The organism is Bradyrhizobium sp. USDA 4341 (assembly GCF_054063755.1).
Genome location: NZ_JBSSGO010000002.1, coordinates 2,369,990 through 2,385,855, shown reverse-complemented (window position 1 = coordinate 2,385,855; position 15,866 = coordinate 2,369,990). Strand labels below are relative to the sequence as shown.

The following is a 15,866-nucleotide window of genomic DNA, read 5'->3' as shown; positions in this document are numbered from 1 at the left end:
TGAACTTTTCTGTGACTCCGGCGTCCACTTTTTCAAGTCAGGCTCTCTTGACCCCTTATACAAGCTTTGCCACGGTCGGCTAAAGCCGGGAGGAAATTCGACGTGGCGACAACGATTTCGAGCAATCTGACGCGACCTGAGCCGCAGGCCCTGAAGCGCGCGATCGACGCGCTGGCGGCCCGGTTCGGCAACCGGCTCGTGACGTCTTTAGCCGTGCGCGAACAGCACGCCCATACCACCACCTGGCTGCCGACCCAGCCGCCCGATGCGGTGGTGATGGCGCAGGAAACCGCCGACATCCAGGACGTGGTGCGGATCTGCGCCGCAAATCGCGTGCCCGTCATCGCCTTCGGCACCGGAACCTCGCTGGAAGGCCAGGTCAACGCGCCGGCGGGCGGCGTCTGCATCGACCTGCGCGACATGAACAAGGTGCTCGAGGTGCATGCCGAGGACCTCGACTGCGTGATCCAGCCCGGTGTGACCCGCAAGGCGCTGAACGAGCATCTGCGCGACCAGGGCCTGTTCTTCCCGATCGATCCCGGCGCCGATGCCTCGCTCGGCGGCATGACCTCGACCCGCGCCTCCGGCACCAACGCGGTGCGCTACGGCACCATGCGCGAGAACGTGCTGGCGCTGAAGGTGGTGCGCGGCGACGGCGAGATCATCACGACCGGCACGCGGGCCAAGAAGTCGTCGGCCGGTTACGACCTGACGCATCTGTTCATCGGCGCTGAAGGCACGCTCGGCATCATCTCCGAGCTCACCATCCGCCTGCGCGGCATTCCCGATACGATCGCGGCTGCTGCCTGTTCCTTCGAGACGGTGCGTGGCGCCTGCCAGGCCACGATCCTCGCGATCCAGACCGGGATTCCGGTTGCGCGGATCGAGCTGCTCAATGCCGCGCAGGTGAAGGCCTGCAACAACTATTCGAAGCTGTCGCTGCCGGAAACGCCGCTGCTGCTGCTGGAATTCCACGGCAGCGAGGTCGAGGTCGCCGAGCAGTCGAAGAATTTCCGCGATATCGCCGCTGAGTGCGGCGGCGGTGACTTCACCTGGACCACCAAGCCGGAGGACCGCACCAAGCTGTGGCAGGCCCGGCATGACGCCTACTGGTCCGTCAAGGCGCTGCGCCCCGGCGACAGCATCGGCGTTGTCGCAACCGACGTCTGCGTGCCGATCTCGCGGCTTGCCGATTGCGTCACCGAGACCGAGGACGATCTGAAGCGGCTCAATCTGCTGTCGCCGATCGTCGGCCACGTCGGCGACGGCAATTTCCACTGCTCGCTGGTCTGCGACGTCGACAACAAGGACGAGATGGCGCGCGGCGAGGAGTTCATGCACCGCCTCGTCGAACGGGCGCAGGCGATGGGCGGCACCTGCACCGGTGAGCACGGCATCGGCCAGGGCAAGCAGAAATATCTGAAGGCCGAGCTCGGCCCGGAGGCGCTCGACGCGATGCGGGCGCTGAAGCAGGCGCTCGATCCGCAGAATATTTTCAATCCCGGCAAGATCGTTCCTGCGGCTTAACCAATCGGATATTCCGGCCACAGGACGTTGCGATGTCGTGGTTCAGCAAGGCCAAGCGGAAGGATATCTGGGACGATCCCGCCGCGCAGCCGCTCGGCGACATCGAGGCTGCGCAGAGGATCCGTGCGATCTGCCGCGATGCCGCCGGCTGCGCCGAGGCGGTCTCTTCGCCCGACAAGCGTTCGCAGGAGAAGCAGCAGATCGAGCGCGATCGCTACGAGCGTGCCGCCAAGGTCGCGATGGAGACCGCGATGAAGATCTCCAACGAGCTGGTGCGGGATTCCGCGGTGCGCGAGATCGTCGGCCTCTGCATGAAGGCCAACAACATCAAGACGGGCCGGGCGCTGTTCCGCGCCATCCACGCGGGCTCGATCAAGGCCGAGGTGTTGAAGGAGCATCCTACGCTGCAGGCGGAGTAGCGGTGACCCGCCTCGGCTAAGCATGTACTCATAAGTCCGGGAGCAGACATGGTCTGGACCGGCCGGAAACGTTAGCAAATGATCCCGAAGCGGACACATACTTATCCATCGGCATGTCTTTGGCCGACCTTCCTCCAGTTTCAAGCATTGCTATAGTTGGATAGGTCACTACGTTTGGACGTTGGCTAGCACGAATTATGGCAGCGACGCTGACAAGAGCCCCAGGGCATTGCCCGATATTTCACCAAGCGGAGCTGAGATGGATAGCCCAGTCAGGTACGCCCGCAGCGGTGATGTTTCCATCGCGTACCGCATTTTTGGCCAAGGCCCCCGCGACATTGTGTTGATACCGGGTACCCTCTCGCACGTTGAGTTGCTGTGGGAGGTCCCTAGCCATGAGCATCTTCTAAAAAGACTCACGACTTTCGCGAGAGTAATCGTCTTCGACAAACGCGGACAGGGCCTTTCGGATCGCGTCGCCGAACAGACTATCGAGGAACGAATTGGCGACGTGCGCGCCGTTATGGATGCGGCCGGTTCTGATCGTGCAGCCATATACGGTTGGTCCGAAGGTGGTCCTATGTGCCTTATGTTTGCAGCCACCTATCCGGCCCGGACCTCTGCGCTGATACTATTTGGCACCTTTGCATCGATTAAGGATGAGCCTTGGGCCGTAACGCCTGAAGCTTACGGAAAAACCCTTCGTCGACTGGACGCGCACTGGGGAGAAGGGGTTTTGATACGTGTTAACGCGCCAAGCCGGCGCGATGACGCTACCGTCCTGGAATGGTTCGCGAGAATTGAGCGAGCAGCAGCGAGTCCGGGTTCTATCCGGGATTTGATGAAGGCGAATTACCAACTCGATGTCCGCCATCTGCTAGCGACCATCCAGACGCCCACTCTGATACTTCATCGTGCGGGGGACGACCTTGTTCCAGTCAGAGCCGGCCGCTATTTGGCTGAGCACATTCCCGGTGCAAAATACCTTGAGATTCCAGGCACCGATCATATGGTGCTCGATCAAGAGACGCAGGACATCATCGCCGACGAGATCGAAGAATTCATAACCGGTTCACGTCGACATCTCGAGCCTGCCCGGGTTCTCGCAACTATCATGTTTACCGATATTGTCAGTTCGACGCAACGTGTCGCCGAAGTTGGAGACGCCCGGTGGCGCGAGCTGCTCGGCAATTTCTATGCGGTGTTGCGTAAGGAATTGATCGCGTTCCGGGGCCACGAGGTGCGTACCGCAGGTGATGGCCTGCTTGCCACCTTTGACGGACCGGCACGGGCTATAAAATGCGCGCGCTCTATGCGCGAGAAGATACGTCCGCTAGGGCTGCAGGTCCGCACCGGATTGCACACTGGGGAATGTGAACTCATCGACGATGATATTGGCGGCATTGCAGTACATATCGCAGCCCGAGTCGCCGCCTTGGCGGAATCGGACGAAGTGCTGGTTTCAAGCACGGTCAGAGACTTGGTTGCCGGATCAGGGATCGAGTTCGTAGATCGAGGCGCCCACAATCTAAAGGGCGTACCCGGAGACTGGCGGCTGTTCGTCGTTCAGTAGGTCATGTCGCCTACTGGGCCCTTGGTGGACATTCCTCCGTCCGCCGCCGATGTCTGATTTCGGGGCCCAAATGGATGTCGTCTGCCCTGTATCGGGAAGGCCTTATGATGAGTAGGCGCCCCAGGTCTTTCCACCGAGCGTGCGGACCGCTTCATCGACGCTGTGGAAGACGTGGTCCCTCGGCAGGACGGCGTAGAGATCGAAGCGCTCGAACGCCTCCTGGGCGCGGGAGGATTCGAGCCGCGCCACGGCCACCGTCAGGCCGTCATCGCGACACTCGCGAAACAGGTCGCGGAGCGCTTGCGCCGCCGTGAAGTCGATCTCGATCATGCCGCTGGCTTCGATCACCAGCAGTTTCGGTTTGGGTGTCGCGTGGCCGATGGTCTTGAGCACGCCGCTGTGAAAACCTTCCGCGTTGAGGAACGACAACGGCGCCTGCAGGCCGACCACGGCAATGCCGGGCTTGCGCTCGCCAGTGACGTGCGGGCCCGCCGGCCACCAGATCGTGGTGCCGGGCACATGGACGAATTCCACCAGCTGGCCGCGCGTCGTGGTCCAGATGCCGTGCAGCAGCGACAGCGCGATGCCGACGGCGACGCCTTGCTCGATCGGCAGCACGATGATCGCGGCTGATGTCGCCACCACCAGCAGGAATTCGTAGAACGACTGGCGGTAGATCGCGACGATCTGCTTCACGCGAATGATGCGCAGCGCCACGAACAGCAGGACGCCGCCGAGCGCCGCATCAGGCACGTGCTGCAGCAGCGTCGCACCGAACGCCAGCAGCGCGAGCACGATGGCGGCGGCGAACAGGCCGGCGAGCTGCGTGCGGCCGCCGGTCTCCGAGACGATGCCGGTGCGCGGCGGGCTGGCGTTGACGGGGAAGGCGCCGAACAGGCCGGCGAGCAGGCTGCCGGCACCGGCGCCGAGGAAGTCGCGGTCGACGTCGGCCGGCTTGTCCGGATCTGATAGAAACGAGCGCGTCGTCGCCGCGGTCTGCACCATGACGACGATGGCGATCAGGATCGCCAGCGACAACAATTTGATCCATCGCTCCGGCGCGATGTCCGGAAGCGATGGCGTTGGCAGCGACCCGGGCACGGTGCCGACCACCTTGACGCCGTTGCTTTCGAGATGGCCGGCGATCACAGCGATGGTGGCCACGACAAGGCCGATCAGCGCGCCCGGAATCCGCGCGCTGATCTTCTCCGATCCGGCAACCAGCGCCAGCACGCCGAGGCCGATCGCCAGCGTGTAGAAATTGGTCTGGCCGATCTTCTCGGCGAGGACGCCGAGCTTGTAGAGCGTCGGGCCGTCCGGCGTGGTCAGGCCGAGCACGCCCGGTAATTGCGAGACCAGGATGTGGACGGAAATGCCGGCGAGGAAGCCGACCGTCACCGGCGTCGACAGCAGATTGGCGATCCAGCCGAGCTTGAACAGGCCGCCGGCGATCATGATCGCGCCGACCATCAGCGCCAGTGCCATCGCCAGCGACTGATAGTCTGGTGAGCCAGCGGTTGCCATCAGCGCCAGGCCGGCCGCGAAGATCGGCGTGATCGTGGAATCGGCGCCGCAGGACAGGAAGCGGTTGGCGCCGAACATCGCAAAGCCGAGCGAGCCGGCCATGAAGGCGAAGAAGCCGATCTGCGGCGAGAACCCGCCGAGCCGCGCGGTCGCCATCTGCTCGGGGATCGCGATCGCGGCGAGCGTCAGCCCGGCGATCAGATCGCCCGGCAAGTCGCCCGGTCGGAATGCGCTGAGCGAACGGAAGATCGGCCAGTTGGCGCGTGTCTGATGAACGTCGGCCATCGGTCTCCCGTGAGGATTGCGGCGATTCGCCAATAGTCCGACATCGCGCCGGCAAAATCCAGCGCAGTTGGGCTGTGTGCAGCAGCAAGGCGGTTCGCTATCCCGCGCGCGCTTCGGTGATCGCCTTGCGGATATCAGCCAGCGGCGCGCGGTCGTCGAATTCGACGCTGTCGCCCTGCAGCCTGACGCCGAGATCGCGCCACAGTCCGGCGAGATCGGGCGTCACAGGCCGTGATCCCCATTCGCCGTGCAGCCGCGTCAGCACGTCGACGCCGACCGCCTTGTCGGCGGTCGACAGCACGCGCGCGATCGGCCAGTCCCTCTCATGATTGCCGCCGGCGGCGAGCACGCCGCGCATCGCGTCCTGCAAGCCGAATTTGTTGCCGGTGCGCTTGCGGATCTCGACATCGGCGAACAGGCAGAACATCGCGCCGCCCCAGTATTTCCGGCCCCAGGTGTCGGTATTGTCGAGGCCCTCGTCGCCGGCCTGCGGCAGCCCCTTGGGCATGTCGCGCAGCATCGCCAGCCAGATCTCCCGCGCGGTGAGGTCGCCGGCCTGCACCCGCGCGACCGGCTCGACATAGACCGCGAGCCCCTCCGACAGCCAGGCATAGCGGTCATCGAGATCGGGCAGGGCGGTGTGCACCATCTCGTGCACGATCACCCAGTCGCGCTTGAGATCGTCCACGCCCGCGTCGCGGCCGATCGGCAGCCGGATCGCGGCGCCGCGATAGCCCCATGTGGTGCCGCCGCGCACGCGCGAACCGTCGACCGGCACGATCAAGAGCCGCAACGAGTTGACGGGAAACCGGCCGTAATAGATCGAGACCGCGCGGGCGGACGCCTTGATCCAGTCGAATATTTTCTCCTTCGGCAGCGCCATCTCGCCGGGTGCGAATCCGACATGGATGGTGGCGCCGGCGACGTCGAGGTCGGTCTTGGGCAGCCGGTCGAAGGCGTCGTAGGGCATGCCCTCGCCGCGCATGAACTCGGACTGCGCCCTGACGTGGCACGATGCGATGCCGATGAGGATCGCCGCGACCAGCATCGCGGCGGCGATCACGCGATATGTCGGGATGCTCTTCATCGCGTCATGCCGCGCGCCCCTATTCGCGAACGGAAGCCGCTGTCAGAAGTCCCGCCGTGATCCAGCCATGCAGATAGCCGGCGCCGCGCGCTGCGGCATTGTCGGGATTGTCATAGGTCGCGAGCATCTCGCAGAGCACGCCGAACGGAACGCCGTCAGAGGCTTCATCCCACATCATCGCTTCCTCCGTCGGCAGCTCGCGGAACATCGGCGTGGTGTCCTGGCGCCAGATCAGCAGGCGGGCGGGTTCGGCGAGCGTCTCCGCCTCGGGCGGCGTCTCGTCGTTCTTCAGTGCCATCCAGATCGCTGCGGCATTGGTCGACGGGTCGACCCTCGCAGCGCTCGGATGCGGCTCGAACACCAGCTCGTTCCAGACCTCGGGCGCAAAACCGGCCATCGCCTCCAGCGCCAGCACGGCGCCTTCACCGGCGTCGAAAGCGTCGTTCAACGCCTTCTCCAGCGCGGCGAGGTCGGCGAGCACCGGATGGTTGCTGTAAGGGGCGGTGGCCTTCAGGAAATCCGGCAATCCTTGCGAGAACCAGCGCAGGTTCGGATGCTCGGACGGCCGTGCCTTGACGTAGGCATGGCCCATCTCGTCGAACATCTCGTCGCCGAGATAACCGTGCAGCAGTTCGTGGTCGTTACGCATCGCCTCGACCAGCCGCGAGCCGTAGGCATGGCGATAGACGCCGAACAGCGTCGCGCGCGTCTCCCTGGGGCTGTCGAGGATTTCGGTCAGGATGCCGTCGTCGCCGCTGAGGATGGCGTGCTGAAACTCGCTCTGCTGGCGCGCGAAGTCGCTCATGCCGCCGGCACGCCCGCGGGCAGCACCTGCCCGGCGATCTCGCGGGTGCGCTCGACCTCGCGCAGCAATTCGTCGAGCGGCGGGATGTTGTCGTCGCGCTCGATCATGGTCGAGACGCGTCCGAACCGCTTCAAGGCCGCGACATAGAGGTCCCAGACATCCTCGCACACCGGATGGTCGTGCGTATCGATGATGTGCGTGCCCATATGGCTGTGGCCCGCCATGTGGAATTGCACCACGCGATCGGGTGGAATGCCGTTGAGGAAGGCCATCGGATCGTAGCCGTGGTTGAAGGCGCTGACATAGACATTGTTGATGTCGAACAGCAGCCAGCAGCCGGAGCGGCGCGACAGCTCGGAGAGGAATTCCCACTCCGTCATCTCGGAATTGTTGAACTGCACATAGGTCGAGACATTCTCGAGCACGATGGCGCGGCCGAGGAAATCCTGCACCAGTTGCACCCGGCGCACGACGTGATCGAGCGCCTCCTGCGTGTAGGGGATCGGCAGCAGATCGTGCAGGTTCTTGCCGTGCACGCCGGTCCAGCACAGATGGTCCGACAGCCATTTCGGCTGCACGCGCGTTGCGAGGTCCTTCAGGCCTTGCAGATAGTCGAAATTCGGCGGCGCGGTGGAGGCGATCGACAGCGAGACGCCGTGCATCACCACGGGATAGCGCGCGCAGATCCGGTCGAGGATCCGCAGCGGCTGGCCGCCCGGCAGCATGTAGTTCTCGCTGATCACCTCGAACCAGTCGATCGGCGGATTTCCGTTCAGGATCTCGTCGTAGTGCTGGGCGCGCAGGCCGAGGCCGAAGCCCAGGAACGGAGGCTTGGCCGATTGCAGCGGGCGCTCTGCGAGCACCGACTTGTCCGGTGATCGGCTCGCAACGTTCATGGCGGCTCCGCGCTTCTGGCGCCGGGATCGCGGCGCCCAACTTCAAAACTATCATGGAAACGAGGCCCGGCCTACACCGGGCCCCGCTCGGTCTGATCCGTTCACCCGGCCTTGAACTTGCCCTTCGCCGCGGTGCAGTCGGCCTTCGTCATCTCCGCAAAGCCCTGACCCTTGCAGGCATTCTGACCTTTGCAAGCGTGATTGCCGCCCTTGCAGGCGCTCTGGCCCTTGCAGGCATTGGCACCAACGCATTTGCCTTCGCTCGCAGCGTAGGACTGCGTCGACACCACGGCTCCGGCCAGGAAAAGCGTGGCGGCGGCAGCGGCGAGTGTGGCACCGGACTTGGTTGTAAGCTTCATGAGCGTCTCCTTGTGCTAGATGGTTGAAGGTGCGCCGCCCGCAAGCCGCGTGAGTTGGCCGAAGGCTGCACCCAAAGATAGCTACGGATATGGTCCGCTTTGGTTACCAATGCTGGGATCATTTATCCGGGCCTTGGCGTGAAAAGGCCCGGCGCCGTCGCCGGGCCTTCTTGGGACGATGCGATCAGCCCTTGACGAACTTGCCGCCCATCGCGTTGCACTGCTTTTCCGAGCTCAGCGAGAAGCCGGTGCCCTTGCAGGCGTTCAGGCCCTTGCAGGAATTGGCGCCGCCCTTGCAGGCGCTCTGGCCCTTGCAGGCATTGCCGGCCATGCACTTGCCCGTGGCGGCATTGGCGGGCGTCGAGGTGGTCGAAACCACGGAGCCGGCGAGGAACAGGGTGGCCGCAGCGACGGCGAGCGTTGCGCCGGACTTCGAACTCAACTTCATGACGATCTCCTCGGTGATTTGTCTAAAAGCAATAAATGTGGCGCCGTGAGCATCCGACGATCGTTCGATCCCGGACCGCACAACGGATGGACGTTCGGAGAGCAATCAGATCGCAGGGGCGTCCGTGGCGCGGTGCTTCCCGCGATTTGAGTGCTCGTCCAAGATCAGCTACGGGGCATCAGGCGATTTGGTTACAGCGCTTCAAAGGAAAATTTTGTTTGGTCCGGGTCTGATGCCCGGTCCATGTCAAACACCGTGGGCAAAAGAGTATTTCATTGCGCCGAGCCGAACCGGTTTGCTGCGTTGCACAGTCTGCATTTTAATCAGTTTTGCGCGGCGCGCGCCGGTTTCAGCTTCGCCATCTGCGCCACGTTCGCCTGCAATTCCTCGGCGCTGAACGCCGGGAACGAGCAGATGCGGTTGCTGCAGGCAAAGGCCGCGGGCTCGCCGAGGTCGGGATAGTCGACGTCCGGGTTGGGCAATCTGCCCTCGCGCAGGTCGAGCCATTCGAGCCGCTTGTAGCGGGCCGGCAGGACGCGGGCGATCGCGTGCAGGCGCTGCGCGCGCGTGTCGTCCTTGTGTCCGACGATCGTGACATGCGTCGGCTCGGTGGCCAGTTCCTCATCGGCGAGCAGCACGCCGGGCATCGGCCGCGGCATCTCGCTCGAAGCCGCACCGAGGTAGCGCATCGCATGCGCCGCCAGTTCACGGGTGCCGTCGCTGCCGGTATAGCGATTGAGCATGTTCATGAAGCGCGCGATCTGGATCTGGTCGTCGATCAGCTTGGCGGGCCTCGCGAACACGCCGGCTTGTCCTTCCGGCGTCTTCGAGGTGAGGAAGCCGCCGGCGTCGTCGCGGAACGTCGCGGCGAAGTCGCCGGCTCGCACCGCCGACGTCAGCCAGTCGCGATTGCCGGTCGCGGCGTAGAGATCGAGCAGGGCCTGTCCCATCGCGACGGTGTCGCCGAGGAAGGGGCCGCCGCGATCCTTGTCGCCATGGCGGAAGCCGCCGTCCGGCAGCGCGCGATTGGCGAGCACCCATTTCGCCGCGCGCTCGGCGATCGCGAGCGCCTTGGGATCGGCGCTCGCGTCGTAATAGGCCACGAGGCCTGAGATTGCCCAGCCGTTCTCGCGTGCATAGAGGTTGTTGTCGATGCGAGGCAGGCCGAGCTTGCGGCGCGCGGCATCATCAAGCGCATAATAGGCGTGGCCGTCGACGTCGTGATCGAGGTCGGCATCCTGGCTGACATAGAAGGCGCCGTCGGGGCCCAGCAGGACATCCGTGAGGTAGCGCTCGACATCGCGTGCGGCCGCGAGATATTTCGCCTCCTTCCACTGCGCATAGGCCTGGCTATACTGCCGCAGATATTGCGACTGGAACGAGATGATCTTCTCGAAATGCGGATGGCTCCAGGAGCCGGCCTCGGAATACTGGAACACGCCGCCCCACACCGGATCGATCAGCGCGACCGCGGCATCGAGCGTCTGCCTCGCGCGCCGTGTTGCCGTCGCGTCACCGGCTTCGGTCCGGCTGATCGCAAGGTCGAGGCTGTCGGCGTCGATATATTTCTGGTTCTCGCCCCAGCCGCCGAGCTTGTCGTCGTAGGATTCATCGAACGTCCTGGTCAGCTCAGTGCGTTGCGCCTTGCCGATGAAGGCCGAAATGGCGGGCTTGATCTCGAACGCCTCGCCGACCGACGGGCCCGGCGAGGGATCGTCGATGATGGCCTTGAGCAGGGCCTGCATCCGCTCCGGCTCGATATAGCCCCTGATCTTGGCGATCTCGCTGCCGTCGGGCGCGAACACGATGGTCGCAGGCCAGCCCCAGTCGCCGTAGCGGCTCGAGAGATCCGGATTGGCGTCCTGGTCGACGCGGACCGGGAGATATTTCGCCGCGAGCAGCTCCTGCACCCTGGGGTCGGCGTAGGTCGTCTTCTCCATCACGTGGCACCAGTGGCACCACACCGCCTCGAGATCGAGGATGACGAAGCGCTGCTCGGTCGTGGCGCGCGCGAACAAATCGTGGCTCCAGCCGGTCCATGCCGGGGCGTCCACCGCAAGCGAGGGCTGCGCGCTCAACGCCATGAGAACTGCGATGCTGCGGACAAATCTCATGGCGCGCTCCCGAGGGCGAGGGTCGTCTGAGCTACGGGGCCGCCGGGATCGGGGCTCGCAAGCTCACGGGATTGTGAGCGCGCCTCCCGGGTTGTTCTCAGGTCGGCGCCTTCCGGCCCTCGGCCGCGTTGACCAGCAGGCGGTCCAGCGAGGCGGCGCCGGGACCTGCGATCGCAAGCCACATGAAGGCGGCGAAGTAGGTCGCCTCCTCGAACCCGAGCAAGGTCTCCAGCGAGTCGACGTCGCCCCATTTCGCCGACCTGATCGCGACGATCATCACCACCGCGAGCATCGCGGCGGGGATGCGGGTGAACAGGCCGAGGATCAGCATCGCGCCGCCGAAGCATTCGACGCCGGACACGAAGGGGGTGAGGATGGTCGGGAACGGAATGCCCCAGCCGACGAAGTTCTCGGTGACCTGGGCGAGGTTGGTGAGCTTGCCCCAACCGGCCAGCATGAAGGTGTAGCCGACGATGATCCGCATGATCAGCGGCCCGGCCCAGGAAAAATGCGAGGCGATCCGCGCCGGCAGCAGAATCAGCAGGTTGACGATGAAGTTCATGCGAAACCCTCCCAATATTCCGCCACGCAGCCGGCGCCGGCTCTCGGTGCGAACGCACGTCAACCGGCACGAGCCAAAAGCTACGGCCGCGTCATGGTGGGAGTTTCGCCTGACATGGCGGGCTTGTTACGGGCCCTATCCGATATTTTGCAGCGCCGGGAAGGTTTCCAGCAGCCAGACGCTGACACCCGACACCGCGCCGGTCAGGAAGCCGATGCCGGTGACCACCATCAGCACGCCCATCACGCGCTCGACGGTGTCGAGGTGGCGCTTCATCCGCGCGAACAGTGAGGAGAACTGCTCGACCAGAAAGGCGGCGACCAGGAAGGGGATGCCGAGCCCGGCGGAATACACCGCGAGCAGGCCGGCGCCTTTGGTTACCGTGGCCTCCGCGGCCGCAATCGAGAGGATTGCGGCCAGGATCGGCCCGATGCAGGGCGTCCAGCCGAAAGCGAACGCCAGCCCCATGACATAGGCGCCCCACAGCCCGACCGGCTTGGGCGCGGTCAGCCGCCCCTCGCGCATCAACAGGCCGATTCGGGTGATGCCGAGGAAGTGCAGGCCCATGATGATGATGACGATGCCGGCCAGGATCGAGAGCTCGGCCGACCAGGCGCGCACCAGCCCGCCGACGATCGACGCGCTGGCGCCGAGCGCCACGAACACGGTCGAGAAGCCGAGCACGAACATGACCGCCGAGATCATCACCGCGCGCTTGGAGGCTGCGGTGGCGCCGTCCTGGTTGACCTGCTCGATGGTCGCGCCGGTCAGGTAGATCAGATAGGGCGGCACCAGCGGCAGCACGCAGGGCGACAGGAAGCTGACTAGACCGGCGATCAAGGCGGCCGGGATCGTGACGTCGTGCATCAAGGAACCTTCGAAGATAGCTGGCCTGTCTTGGCGTGTACGCAGCCAACAATCCAGAAGTTTCGTCACTGAGGCCTTCAACTATGGTCACAGGCCCGTGTCCGGGGGCTGCGTTGCGTCCGGGCTGGTGAAACAATCGCGGATATGTTCCGTAATGCGGTAAAGCAACCGCTGATCCGGACCTCATCGATGCGCATCGGCATCCGCAGTGCCATCTCCGCCCTCGTCCTGACCTCGATCGTGGTCAGCGCCGTCGGCGTGCATCTGCTGTGGTGGCGCACCGCACAACGGGTGAGCCAGACGCTGGCCGACACCATCAACGACCAGATCGTCTCCGCGGTCGGCGACGAACTGCAGTCGATCACGACCGAAGCGCGCTCGTCGATGACGGCGGTGCGGACGCTGTTGACCGAGAAGGTGCTGGACGCCCGCGACGTACGCAAGCGGCAGTTCGTGTTCCTGTCGCAGCTGCAATCGCAACCGACCATTTCATGGGTCGCGTTCGGCTGGCCGGACGGCACGTTTTTTGGCGCCCACAAGCTCGGCGACGCCGGCGTCGAGATGCTGACCATCTCGCCCGACCGCAAGCTGCGGGCCGATCGATACGACTATGCCGGTATCGACATCAAGCTCAGGGACAGCACTGTCGAGGATGGCAAATACCTGGTCACGGAGCGGCCCTGGTTTCGCGATGCGATCGCAGCCCGCGACCAGCAATGGTCGACGCTGACGACGCTGCCCCGTGGCGAGCGGCTGGCCGCGATGCTGGCGGTGCCGATCGACGTCGACGGCGAGCGCACCGGCGTGCTCGCCATCATCATCGAGCTGACCCGGGTGTCGAACTTCCTCTCGCAGCTCACGGTCGGCAAGTCGGCGGGCGCCTTCCTGCTCGATCGCGACGCCAGCGTGATCGCGTCTCCCGATGCTGACGCCGACGAGCTGAATGCGCTGAAGACCGACCACCCGCTGCTGCCGGTTGCGGTCGCAGCAGTCAGGCAGGCCGGCAAGGCCTACGATCCCGGCGAGGGCGAGGCGTACCGGTCCCAGGTCAATCGCAACGGACAGGCCTATCAAGCGGTGCTGACGCCGATCTCGTTCCCGGGCTGGTCGCTGGTGACGGTGGTGCCGGAATCCGAATTCCTCGGCCCGGTGCGGATGACGATCCGCAACCTGCTGATCGGGCTCGCGGTGCTGATCGCGGCCGCCGGGCTGTTGTCGGCCTGGCTGGCGCAGCGCCTGATCGCGGGGCCCCTGATCAAGGTGGTCGGCGAGATCAGACATGTCGAGCGCTTCGACCTCGACAAGGTCGAGCGGCATCCGTCGCGCCTTGCCGAGATCGAAAACCTGTCGGGAGCGATCGGCGACATGGCGCAGGGGCTTGCCGCGTTCCGCAAATACATTCCCGCCGATCTGGTGCGGCGGCTGGTCAGCGACGGCAATGGCGCGCGGCTCGGCGGCGCGGTGCGGCCGATGAGCGTGATGTTCGTCGATCTCGCCGGCTTCACCGGCATGTCGGAACGGCTCGGCGATCGCATCATCCCCTTGCTGTCGCACTACTTCGACATCGTCTCCGCGGCGATCCAGCACGAGAGCGGCACCATCGACAAGTTCATCGGCGACGCCGTCATGGCGTTCTGGGGCGCGCCGGCGGCCAATCCGGATCATGCCGCGGATTGCTGCCGGGCGGCGCTCGCCTGCCAGCACGCGGTCGCGCAGGCCGGCCTCGCCGACGACAAGGGAGAGGCGGTCAGGATCCGGATCGGCATCAATTCCGGCGACATGCTGGTCGGCAATATCGGCTCGGAGGTGCGGCTCAACTACACCGTGATCGGCGATGCCGTGAACATCGCAAGCCGTCTCGAGGGCACGAACAAGGTCTATGGATCGACCATCATCATCGGTCCGGAGACGCGGCGTCTCGCCGGTGACCGTATCGTCGTCCGCGAGCTCGACCGGCTCGCCGTCTACGGCCGCGCCGGCGGGCTCGAAATTTACGAATTGATCGCAATGGCCGACGAGGGCGCGATCGCGCGCGACTGGATCGCGTCCTACGAGGCCGGGCTTGCGGCCTGGCGCGCCGGCGATTTCACCGCAGCGATCGCGGCGTTCGAGAGGTCCTTGCAACTCCGCGGCACGGATGCGGCCTCGACGCAGATGATCGCGCGATGCAGGCATCAGCTCGCCAATCCCACCGATGAGGATTGGGACGGCACCACGGTGGCGCGGTCGAAATAGCGGGAGCTGCGCAGCGGCGTGTGCAAAGAGTCCGTCAGGTGCGGCAAAGCAGACCGACGGGCAACTCAATGCGAAGCTGCGTCCCCACCACAACTGTCATCGCCCGGCTCGACCGGGCGATCCAGTACGCCGCGGCCCCTCGGCTCAAGCACAGGCGTCTCTGGAATACTGGATCACCCGCATGCGCGGGTGATGACACCGAACTTGCCCGAGATCGCGCCACCTACTCGATGTCGTCCTGGCGAAAGCCAGGACCCATTACCCCGAATGCCGATTGTTATGCACCGCTGGAACGACGAGTCCCGCCTACAACATCCGCCGCGGCGTATGGGTCCTGGCTTTCGCCAGGACGACGATGGGGAGAGAGTTGTGCGCTCACCGCTTGCGCGCGCCTTTGTTCGCCGCCGTCTCGAACTCCCGCCCCCGAATCCGCACCAGATCGTCGGCGGAATGTGTCAGCAGCACCACCGTGGCCTCGCGTGCAGCCTCGGCATCGCCCGCGGCAATCGCGTCCAGCACCGCGCGGTGCTCGATCAGCGCGCGCGGGCGGTGCGAGCCGGGGGCTGCGATCGTAAAGCTCTGGCGCAGGGTAATCTCGAACATCTGCGCGATCGGCCAGAAGAACTCGTTGCGGGTCGCGAAATAGATCGCCTGATGGAACATGATGTCGGCGGCGACGAAGTCCTCGTTGGTTCTTGCCGCGTCCATGCCGTCGCATCCGGCGCGGATACGGGCGATGTCACCTTCCTCCGCATGGGTCGCGGCCAATGCTGCGGCTGCGGGCTCGACCGCCAAGCGCAGCTGAAACAGCTTAGCCAGATAGCGATCGATTTCCGCGGTCTCGAGGTGCCAGCGCAGCACGTCGGGATCGAGCTGATTCCACTGCTCGGGCGGCCGCACCCGCGTGCCGCTCTTCGGCCGCGACTCGATCAACCCCTTGCCGGTCAACGTCCGCATCGCCTCGCGCACCACGGTGCGGCTGACATCCATCATCTCGCAGATCTGCATTTCCGGCGGCAGTGTCTCGCCGACGCCGATCTCGCCGCGCACGATGCTGCTGCCGACGCGGTCGGCGACCTGGCTGTGCACGCTCCGGCGCAACGCGTTGGAGGTCTGGAACATCGGAAGCCTCGCTGCGGTTGGTTGCCTGCACCGCCGCCGCGGT

The 15,866-nt window shown here is 65.0% G+C and carries 14 protein-coding genes; 4 read left to right on the top strand and 10 right to left on the bottom strand.

Translation table 11 applies throughout. The features are described from left to right. The first annotated feature begins 102 nt into the window (after positions 1-102). The 3 genes from ACVIGB_RS17370 to ACVIGB_RS17360 all read left to right on the top strand — a co-directional run bounded on the left by ACVIGB_RS17370 (position 103) and on the right by ACVIGB_RS17360 (position 3,519). Positions 103-1,527, top strand: coding sequence for an FAD-binding oxidoreductase (locus ACVIGB_RS17370; protein ID WP_456721704.1), 1,425 nt, complete (start codon positions 103-105; stop codon positions 1,525-1,527). Between the two features lie 32 nt (positions 1,528-1,559). Next, a complete protein-coding gene (locus ACVIGB_RS17365) occupies positions 1,560-1,946 on the top strand; it encodes a hypothetical protein (RefSeq protein ID WP_456721705.1) in 387 nt (128 codons plus the stop codon). Between the two features lie 259 nt (positions 1,947-2,205). Beyond that, positions 2,206-3,519 (top strand): adenylate/guanylate cyclase domain-containing protein, encoded by a 1,314-nt coding sequence (locus ACVIGB_RS17360; protein WP_092115887.1) that lies wholly within the window; start codon positions 2,206-2,208, stop codon positions 3,517-3,519. Between the two features lie 102 nt (positions 3,520-3,621). Here the strand turns inward: ACVIGB_RS17360 and ACVIGB_RS17355 are convergent, their stop codons facing one another. From ACVIGB_RS17355 to ACVIGB_RS17315, 9 genes are all read right to left on the bottom strand, one after another. Then, a complete protein-coding gene (locus ACVIGB_RS17355; protein WP_456721706.1) occupies positions 3,622-5,328 on the bottom strand; it encodes a SulP family inorganic anion transporter in 1,707 nt (568 codons plus the stop codon). Positions 5,329-5,425: 97 nt separating this feature from the next. Further along, entirely contained in the window at positions 5,426-6,415 is a 990-nt protein-coding gene (locus ACVIGB_RS17350) for a hypothetical protein (protein ID WP_456721707.1), read from the bottom strand. A gap of 19 nt (positions 6,416-6,434) precedes the next feature. Then, entirely contained in the window at positions 6,435-7,220 is a 786-nt protein-coding gene (locus tag ACVIGB_RS17345; RefSeq protein WP_456721708.1) for an HvfC/BufC family peptide modification chaperone, read from the bottom strand. Continuing rightward, positions 7,217-8,116 carry an MNIO family bufferin maturase gene (gene bufB / locus ACVIGB_RS17340; protein WP_456721709.1) on the bottom strand — a complete coding sequence of 300 codons (900 nt, stop codon included), beginning with the start codon at positions 8,114-8,116 and terminating at the stop codon, positions 7,217-7,219. The genes ACVIGB_RS17345 and bufB overlap by 4 nt, the downstream gene beginning before the upstream one ends. Before the next feature lie 101 nt (positions 8,117-8,217). Beyond that, positions 8,218-8,475, bottom strand: coding sequence for a BufA2 family periplasmic bufferin-type metallophore (gene bufA2, locus ACVIGB_RS17335; protein WP_021077200.1), 258 nt, complete (start codon positions 8,473-8,475; stop codon positions 8,218-8,220). Between the two features lie 184 nt (positions 8,476-8,659). Then, complete coding sequence (gene bufA2, locus ACVIGB_RS17330) at positions 8,660-8,923, bottom strand: BufA2 family periplasmic bufferin-type metallophore (protein WP_342727657.1); 264 nt, start codon at positions 8,921-8,923, stop codon at positions 8,660-8,662. A 323-nt stretch (positions 8,924-9,246) separates the two neighbouring features. Further along, positions 9,247-11,037 carry a thioredoxin domain-containing protein gene (locus tag ACVIGB_RS17325; protein WP_456721710.1) on the bottom strand — a complete coding sequence of 597 codons (1,791 nt, stop codon included), beginning with the start codon at positions 11,035-11,037 and terminating at the stop codon, positions 9,247-9,249. 97 nt (positions 11,038-11,134) lie between these two features. Then, complete coding sequence (locus tag ACVIGB_RS17320; protein WP_456721711.1) at positions 11,135-11,599, bottom strand: DoxX family protein; 465 nt, start codon at positions 11,597-11,599, stop codon at positions 11,135-11,137. 135 nt (positions 11,600-11,734) lie between these two features. Then, positions 11,735-12,466, bottom strand: a complete 732-nt coding sequence (locus tag ACVIGB_RS17315) for a cytochrome c biogenesis CcdA family protein (protein ID WP_456721712.1) — start codon at positions 12,464-12,466, stop codon at positions 11,735-11,737. Between the two features lie 189 nt (positions 12,467-12,655). Between ACVIGB_RS17315 and ACVIGB_RS17310 the strand changes: the two genes are divergently transcribed. After that, complete coding sequence (locus ACVIGB_RS17310; RefSeq protein WP_456721713.1) at positions 12,656-14,701, top strand: adenylate/guanylate cyclase domain-containing protein; 2,046 nt, start codon at positions 12,656-12,658, stop codon at positions 14,699-14,701. Between the two features lie 375 nt (positions 14,702-15,076). Here ACVIGB_RS17310 and ACVIGB_RS17305 read toward each other — a convergent pair whose 3' ends face one another. Next, positions 15,077-15,823: a FadR/GntR family transcriptional regulator gene (locus ACVIGB_RS17305; protein WP_456721714.1), complete on the bottom strand. Its 747-nt coding sequence runs from the start codon at positions 15,821-15,823 to the stop codon at positions 15,077-15,079. Positions 15,824-15,866 lie beyond the last annotated feature (43 nt).